This window comes from Pedobacter sp. 01T416_2 (assembly GCF_056398925.1).
The window spans coordinates 1-6,193 of the sequence record NZ_JBFTQI010000330.1; the positions used below are offsets into that span (position 1 = coordinate 1).

At 38.4% G+C, this 6,193-nt stretch carries 7 protein-coding genes; 2 read left to right on the forward strand and 5 right to left on the reverse strand.

Going from position 1 to position 6,193, the window contains the following annotated elements; translation table 11 throughout:
* Both AC1DPQ_RS14675 and AC1DPQ_RS14680 read right to left on the reverse strand, forming a co-directional pair.
* The coding region (locus tag AC1DPQ_RS14675; RefSeq protein WP_477609955.1) for a PspC domain-containing protein at window positions 1-931 on the reverse strand (931 nt) is incomplete at its 3' end.
* A gap of 14 nt (window positions 932-945) precedes the next feature.
* Window positions 946-1,281, reverse strand: a complete 336-nt coding sequence (locus AC1DPQ_RS14680; protein ID WP_029275299.1) for a PadR family transcriptional regulator — start codon at window positions 1,279-1,281, stop codon at window positions 946-948.
* A 596-nt stretch (window positions 1,282-1,877) separates the two neighbouring features.
* Here AC1DPQ_RS14680 and AC1DPQ_RS14685 point away from each other — a divergent pair.
* Window positions 1,878-3,329, forward strand: coding sequence for an amino acid permease (locus tag AC1DPQ_RS14685; RefSeq protein ID WP_477609957.1), 1,452 nt, complete (start codon window positions 1,878-1,880; stop codon window positions 3,327-3,329).
* Between the two features lie 209 nt (window positions 3,330-3,538).
* Complete coding sequence (locus AC1DPQ_RS14690) at window positions 3,539-3,703, forward strand: hypothetical protein (protein WP_215130492.1); 165 nt, start codon at window positions 3,539-3,541, stop codon at window positions 3,701-3,703.
* A 15-nt stretch (window positions 3,704-3,718) separates the two neighbouring features.
* On the opposite strand, the gene AC1DPQ_RS14695 is transcribed toward AC1DPQ_RS14690, so the two are convergent.
* The 3 genes from AC1DPQ_RS14695 to AC1DPQ_RS14705 form a co-directional block, all read right to left on the reverse strand.
* Window positions 3,719-4,615: an NAD(P)/FAD-dependent oxidoreductase gene (locus AC1DPQ_RS14695; protein WP_477580746.1), complete on the reverse strand. Its 897-nt coding sequence runs from the start codon at window positions 4,613-4,615 to the stop codon at window positions 3,719-3,721.
* A gap of 74 nt (window positions 4,616-4,689) precedes the next feature.
* Entirely contained in the window at window positions 4,690-5,313 is a 624-nt protein-coding gene (locus AC1DPQ_RS14700) for a class I SAM-dependent methyltransferase (RefSeq protein WP_477580747.1), read from the reverse strand.
* A 69-nt stretch (window positions 5,314-5,382) separates the two neighbouring features.
* The coding region (locus AC1DPQ_RS14705) for a UbiA prenyltransferase family protein (RefSeq protein WP_477609959.1) at window positions 5,383-6,193 on the reverse strand (811 nt) is incomplete at its 5' end.

Genomic DNA, 6,193 nt, shown 5'->3' on the forward strand with positions numbered 1-6,193 from the left:
AAGCTACCCTGATCGAGAATAATACCAGGGCTAAAATCGGTACAAAGCAAACAATAAATGCACCAAATAAAATTGCCCCCCTATTTCCTTCATTAATAATAGAGAAGGGAAAATATTCGTAAATACTCGCATCCCAAAACCCCTGAAAAGCGGCCGTACCAATAATTAAAGCAATTAAAAAGAGTACGCCAAATACAACGATAAAACCCGCAATTACTTTAAAAATAACCTTTCCGGTGCCCGAAATAAAGCGGCCAAGCCATTCGAAAAATTCTCCTATAAAATTCCCTAAACGGGCAAATATCGGCTGAGCATGTTTATTTACTTCGCTCAAACGTTCCTTAACGGCCTGTAGCTCTTCATCTAAGTTCTTTTGGAAACCCTGAAGATTTGCAGGTTCGCCTTTCATTTCCATTCTTTCGATACGCGATTTGGCTTTTGGCATGATGATCCAGAGTATGGCATACACCAGCAATCCAAATCCACCAGCAAAGCTGATCAGTAATGTAGCCAACCTAATCCATTTAGGATCTGCGTTTACATAATGTGCAATACCCGCACAAACACCCGCTACCACGCGGTCGTCCATATCGCGGTACAGTTTTTTCTCCGTGTATTGGTATTGATAGCTGTTATTGATCACTGGCTCTTCTTCACCTTCCTCTACCGTGTCAAAATCCTGCACCTTGCCCATTTGCGCAATCACCGAATTTACGTTGGCCGAATCTACCACTTGTTTTTTCTGCTCTTCCAATTGCTCGGTTAACAGTTCGGCAATCCGGTTTTCGATATCCGTTACAATTTCAAGGTCATCTGCATGGTTGGCAAAATATTGTTTTACTTCGTTCAGGTAGGCCTTTAAGAGTTCGTAAGCACTTTCTTCAATATGAATAATCGTGTTCCCTATGTTTATGATGATGGTCTTTTCCATTTCCTTTTTAATATTTATGAATTGGCTCCTTTTTGTGAAATACCTACAGCATAAGCCAGCTCCTGCCAGGTTTGATCTAGTTGTGATAAAATACCCCGACCGTCTTCGGTTAAGGTATAATATTTACGCGGTGGACCTGAGGTAGACTCTACCCAGTTGTAGCTTAATAAACCATTGTTTTTAAGCCTTGTTAATAATGGATATAATGTACCCTCAACCACCAATAGCTTTGCCGTCCTTAATTCGGCAATAATATCCGAAGCATATATTTCGCCCCGGGAGATGATTGATAAAACACAGTACTCCAGAATTCCCTTCCGCATTTGTGTTTGCGTATTTTCTGCTATCATAATACAAAGATATATGTTTTATATACTACCATGCAATACATAGTACTAAAATAAATTAAAGTAATTTCATAAATACCTGATTATTAATTAATTAATTTTTAATAAAAATTTCATGTTTAAGGTTTAGGTAGATAAAAACTAAGTATTTATAGCTTTTTTTAGTAAAGCAGGGGCCTGTATTCCTTAGGTTTCGACAGTCCTGCTATCACCTATAGTCCCGATTTAGATACCCTTTAAATATAAAATATTCGATAAAATCGGGAGCTATTCGGTTCTATCAGGTTTAAGGTGGAGAGGGCTGGTATTACTAGTAATGATCTTGGGATAATGCCAGAACAGCCCCTTGTAAATAAACCCGACAGAGTAGGTAGCCCGCATCCCGATTTTTCATCGGGAGAGGACTACAAGCGATGGCGGGACTGCAGCTCCCATGAAAAACAGGACGCAGATTTTCTAAAAGAAGAAATTTGTAGCGACCGTTTTAGATTTCCAAGATCCGCTTGCGCACACGCCCGTCCAGGCTTCGAGGAATTAAATATATAAATACTATAGATTTAATATATTTTAATAATTTTGCAGCGTCTTAACTTATTTTCATGAAAAAATCTATTGCCAGCATTGTTGCTGAGGCAAACGAAAGCGGCGAAGGAACGCTCAAAAGAACCTTAGGGCCGATAAACCTTATTTTAATTGGCGTAGGCTTAACGCTTGGTGCAGGTTTATTCTCCATTACAGGTTTGGCCGCAGCCAATCACGCTGGTCCGGCAGTTACCCTATCTTTCATTATCGCGGCATTGGGCTGTGGTTTTGCAGCTTTGTGTTATGCTGAGTTTGCATCCATGATTCCAGTTGCAGGCAGTGCCTATACTTATTCTTACGCTACCATGGGCGAACTTTTCGCCTGGATTATAGGCTGGGATCTGGTATTGGAATATTCTGTGGGCTGTGCTACAGTAGCCATCAGCTGGTCGCAGTATTTAACCAGGCTTTTAGCCAGYTTGCATATTTATCTTCCTCCGCAATTAACCTTATCCCCTTTCGAAACCGCTAAACTTGCCGATGGCTCTACCGTTAATGGCATTGTAAACATCCCTGCAGCATTGGTGGTGGTATTAATGACAGCCATATTAATCCGTGGCACCAAAGGCTCTGCCATTGTAAATGGAATTATTGTGTTTCTTAAAGTTGGTGTGGTATTGGTTTTTATTGCGCTGGGCTGGCAATATATCGATCCTGCAAACTACCATCCATACATCCCCGAAAATACCGGAACTTTTGGTCAGTTTGGCTGGAGTGGCGTTTTACGTGGTGCTGGTTTAGTGTTTTTTGTATTTATCGGCTTCGATGCCGTGGCAGCTTCGGCACAGGAAACAAAGAATCCAGCGAGAGATTTACCAATCGGCATCATTGGATCATTAGTGGTTTGTACGGTTTTATTTGGTTTGTTCGGGCATGTGATGACTGGTCTGGCCAATTATAAAGAATTTGCCAACAGTGGTGCTCCAGTAGCCATTGCCATCGAAAAAACACCTTACGCCTGGTTAAGTCAGGCTATTATTTTGGCGATTTTGATCGGTTATACTTCTGTAATTTTWATCGATTTAATGGCACAGTCGCGAATGTTCTACTCCATTAGTAAGGATGGCTTATTGCCAAAGATGTTTTCTGACGTACATACTAAATTTAAAACACCATATAAATCGAACGTTATACTTTGTGTATTTATTGGACTTTTTGCTGCATTTGTCCCCATGAATGTGGTAGGCGAAATGACAAGCATTGGTACCTTGTTGGCCTTTTTAATGGTTTGCGTTGGCATCTTGATCTTAAGAAAAACAAATCCTGAAGCTAAACGTCCATTTAAAGTTCCTTTTGTGCCCTTAATCCCTATTTTGGGCATTTTAACCTGTATTGCCATGATGGTATTTTTACCTTGGGAAACCTGGGTTAGGTTAGCGGTCTGGTTAATTATTGGTTTAGCCATTTACTTCTGGTACGGTAAAAAGAATAGCAAATTAAAAGCACAGAAAGATAAAACAGAACGATAGGTAATAAACTCATTACTATACAGATAGCATGATTAAGCTGTTTCATTTTCTAGACAGCTTAATCAGCGGTTACCCAACTAATTGCACTGATAAACGTATAAATATCAGCGGAATAACAAAAAAGTATAAGTTATTAACAATTCAACATTTTTCTTAGTTTTTGGCTTGGGATTTGTCTTAAGAAAATTAACCCTATTAAACTCATTCCTATGCTTATTAAATTAGACACATCAGTTTTCAGGCTTTCCAGGCACAAAGCAGAAAGCGAAAAAAAAAGTATTACACCACTTACAAGAGCGCAATGGATTACTGCTGATAGAATCGTAATAGCAGCGATGTTTATTGCAACAATTGTTGGCGCAATCTTATTTTAAATTTCCGATGGTTGATCAAAAATCTTCAGAAATCATTTCCTTATTCATTACCACTGCGGCCATTGTTCCTGCAGCTGTAATAATAGATAGCGACCTGAACAAGGTTGCACAATCTCCTGCGGCATAAACGCCTTTGGCAGTGCTTTGCTGCTGCTCATCTACTTTTATCATTTTTAAATCTGTTAATTCAAAACCGAGCTGTTCGTTGAAATTACAATGTTGTTCAACATCCGATTTGAGGTAAATCGCCTTTAAGGCTATTTTTTCACCATTCTTAAAAACAACATCTTCGAGATAACCATTATTGTGCAGTAGTTCAACAACTTCATCTTCTATAATACTAATTGATTTGGATTTCAGTTTTTCAGTCTGCTCGGCGCTTAGCTGCGATTTACCATTGGTTAAAACCGTTAAATCTTTATTCCAATGGTTCAGGGTTTTGGCCATCTCAAATGCATGCTCGCCATTCATTAACAGGCCTATTTTTTCATTCTTCACCTCGTAACCATGGCAATAAGGGCAATGTATAGCAGAAATTGCCCAGCATTCAGCCAAACCTTTAATATCAGGCAGCACATCTTTTAAACCTGTGGCCAACAATATTTTTCGTGCAGTAAAATTTTCGCCGTTTTCTATGCCAACATTAAAACCTCCATCTATTTGTATGGCCGAAATGGCTTTCCCTTCTAAAAATCTAACTGTTGGATATTCCAGTACTTCTGCTTTAGCAGCTTTAGAAATAGCTGCAGGCTCATGACCATCATGCGTTAAAAAATTATGCGAGTGTGGCGTTTGCCTGTTGCACGGTTTACCGGCATCAATTACCAAAACATTTCTGGTCGCCCTACCCAAAGTTAATGCGGCAGATAAACCAGCGTAGCTTCCACCAATTATGATTACATCAAAATCCATATCTATATCTTTTAATACAAAGATCCAAAACGAATTATCAAACGCAACATAATTGCATTAAATGAATGTCATTTTTATTTTCTGAAGATTGTTGCCTTAATAAAGCTTCCATAATATAGCCGTTCCTCAACAATCAGATAATCGGCTTTGAAAAAGTAAGAATTCATATCAATAAGCTGATACGCTTCTACTATGCCCAACAATTTAAAAAAGCCATACATCGATCTGATTAACAACCATTTCCACCAGTTTCCGTTGGTTTTATTTAACGAAAAGTCAACCAGAAACCACAATCCATCTTTCTTTAAATACCCATTTAACTGTACAAACACCTTTGCAGCGCGTTGTTCGGCAAAGTTATCAAACAGAAAAGGTGTTAAAATTACATCAAATAATACATCAGTTTTAAAATCCTCGATACCGATGTTTACAAATTCAACGTGATTATTTTCATAGCTTCGTTTTTGAGAAAGCGCAATCATTTTAGCGGATATTTCAACATAAACGATCTTTAATCCGGTATAAGTCTTCGAGAGTTCTTCCAGGATCCACCCGGTTCCTCCGCCAACAATTAATATATGGCTATTCTCCTGAATATATGGAAGTTGATTGACCTGCGCATTAACCTGCGATTTAAAAAACACCAAACGGCTTAAAGCATCGTAATGACCTGCTATTTTATCATAGTTGTTAAGCATAGTATCAGGTAATGAGAATTAGGTATCAAGATTGAACTTTTCAAATAATATCGGCTTTAGTCTTTATACTTAATGAACAAACTGCATCCCAATCATTCCACATATCGCCTTAAACAAAATAAGTCCATCAATTACCATCAGATAATAAAGGATATTTTTTCTGCGGTGCATAGAATAGGCCACATAAATGGTCAGGATAAAAGGCAACACATTAAATAAAACCTGTGGCAATCCAAAACCTTTGTAACTGGCAAATATGCCTAAAGAAACTAAACCTATAATCAGCAATGGGATCAGGATACTGAAAATTGTTCTGCGCAGGCCATAACGTACTACGAATGTCCTTAAATGTCTATTAGCATCGGTTGGATAATCTTTAATATCAAAAATGATTGCATTTACCGTGCAGAACATCCAGTTTTTAATAAATAGCCAGGTCCACAATACAGAATCGTGGTAGCCAACCCCAGTTTCAATTTTAAGCATAATCAGCGGCAGCACATTGGCACAGCAGGCCCATACAAAACCAATTACAAAAGCTTTTAACCAGCCTGTATTGCGCAGATTAAATTTGAGGAAAGATCTGGGCAGTAAACCATAATATAAGCCGCCTGCAATGATGATGATCAATATAGCTATCCAATAACTGATGGGCAGGCCCGTAATATGCTGAAAGTTTTGATAGAGCAGATTTACGGCCAACAGCATACAAATAATAAAAAGCACAGCCTGGCTCCAGTTGATAAACATTTTATGTTTGAAATACCACTGATTGCGTGGATTAGTTGTTGATGGTTTGGTAGAAACCTTATTGTAAGCGTAGGTATAATAGATGGTTGGCGCCAGAAACAACAACAGGTAGTAATTTAATGAATTAAGT

Coding starts and splice junctions, on each gene's coding strand:
- AC1DPQ_RS14680 (WP_029275299.1), bottom strand. CDS start 1,281: ATGATAGCAGAAAATACGCAAACACAAATGCGGAAGGGAATTCTGGAG.
- AC1DPQ_RS14690 (WP_215130492.1), top strand. CDS start 3,539: ATGCTTATTAAATTAGACACATCAGTTTTCAGGCTTTCCAGGCACAAA.
- AC1DPQ_RS14695 (WP_477580746.1), bottom strand. CDS start 4,615: ATGGATTTTGATGTAATCATAATTGGTGGAAGCTACGCTGGTTTATCT.
- AC1DPQ_RS14700 (WP_477580747.1), bottom strand. CDS start 5,313: ATGCTTAACAACTATGATAAAATAGCAGGTCATTACGATGCTTTAAGC.